Here is a 1,229-nt window from a genome sequence, read left to right on the forward strand (position 1 = left end):
TGATGGACGTATATTGACAGCCGTGGTCGGCGTGGTGAATGAGCTTGCCCGGCTCAACTTCGCGGGACGCGAGGGCGTACTCCAGCGTGGTCAGGACCAGGTCGGCGTCCGCGCGGGCGGAGGTCTCCCAGGCGACGACCCGGCGGGAGAACGCGTCGCGGATCGCGGACAGCCACAACGGCCCCTCGCCGGTGGAGATCATCGTGAGGTCGGTGACCCACAACCGGTTCGGCGCGCCGGTGCGGTGAAGTCTCTGTTGACCAGGTCCGGGGCCAGGGTGGGCTTCGGGTCCCGGCGCGTGAAGCCCTTCCGTCGCGGGCTCATACCCGCGAGGTCGGCCTCACGCATCAGGCGCTCGACCCGTTTGCGGCCCACCTGGGTGCCCTCGCGTTTCAGCACGGCGTGCACGCGCGGAGAGCCGTAGATGCTGGCGGAGTCGGCGTGGATCTCCTTGATCCGCTCGGTCAGCTCGACGTCGCGACGCCGCCGTTCGCAGGGCTCCTTCTAGGCGCGGCGCCAGCGGTAGTAGGTGGAGGAGGGGATGTGGAGTTCCCGAAGTACGCACTCGACTCCCAGGCGGGGATGCTCGTCGACGAGCGCCGTCACCTGGGGCCGGGTCGGGTCGAGCTGCGCCGCGAAAAACGCCAAGGCCGTCCGTAGGACGTCGTTAGCCCGCTTGAGCTGGGTGTTCCCCTTGCGCAGGGCCGTGAGTTCGGCGCGTTCGCCGCTGGTGAGACGGTCGTCGCGCTCGCCGGCGTCCGCCTCGGCCTGGCGGATCCAGCCACGCAGGGCCTCCGGGTGCACGCCGAGGTCAACGGCCAGCTTCTTGATCTGAGGCTTCGGCTCAGCGGTGCGATACATACGTACCGCACGCTCACGCAACTCGAGCGAGTACTTCCGGGGTGCAGCCATGATCACAGGTCCTCTCATGAATCCCATCTGACCTGCTGTCAACTTCCTCCGCATCCCGGGGGAACCTCACCCTGCGCACGAACTCCCACTCAGTCCGCGCCGCGCCGCCCGCCGGCGCGCCCCGGACGCCTCCGAGCACAACCGGTCCGGATCAACCTCCGCCTAGCCTGAGATTCTCACTCTAGATGCAGCCTTCTCAACCAAGTTGCTGCCTTGCAGGTCAAGCGCTACCTAAAGTCCATCCCAGCATCTCTCAGTCATCTGCATCCACACAGGTCAGGCCGATGACGCAGCTTCACCATGAATGAGAACGCACA

General features: G+C 66.8%; 3 protein-coding genes. All 3 read right to left on the minus strand.

Features of this window, described 5'->3' with window-relative positions; translation table 11 throughout:
• Positions 1 to 202, minus strand: a 202-nt coding sequence (locus ACWGKJ_RS34840; RefSeq protein WP_385034202.1) for a DDE-type integrase/transposase/recombinase, incomplete at its 3' end; no start/stop codon positions are given.
• Entirely contained in the window at positions 199 to 468 is a 270-nt protein-coding gene (locus tag ACWGKJ_RS34845; protein WP_385034207.1) for an IS3 family transposase, read from the minus strand. The genes ACWGKJ_RS34840 and ACWGKJ_RS34845, both read right to left, overlap by 4 nt.
• A 36-nt stretch (positions 469 to 504) precedes the next feature.
• Complete coding sequence (locus tag ACWGKJ_RS34850) at positions 505 to 966, minus strand: transposase (RefSeq protein WP_453315907.1); 462 nt, start codon at positions 964 to 966, stop codon at positions 505 to 507.
• Between the last annotated feature and the right edge of the window lie 263 nt (positions 967 to 1,229).

The sequence above is a fragment of the Streptomyces sp. NPDC054757 genome (genome assembly GCF_053612185.1).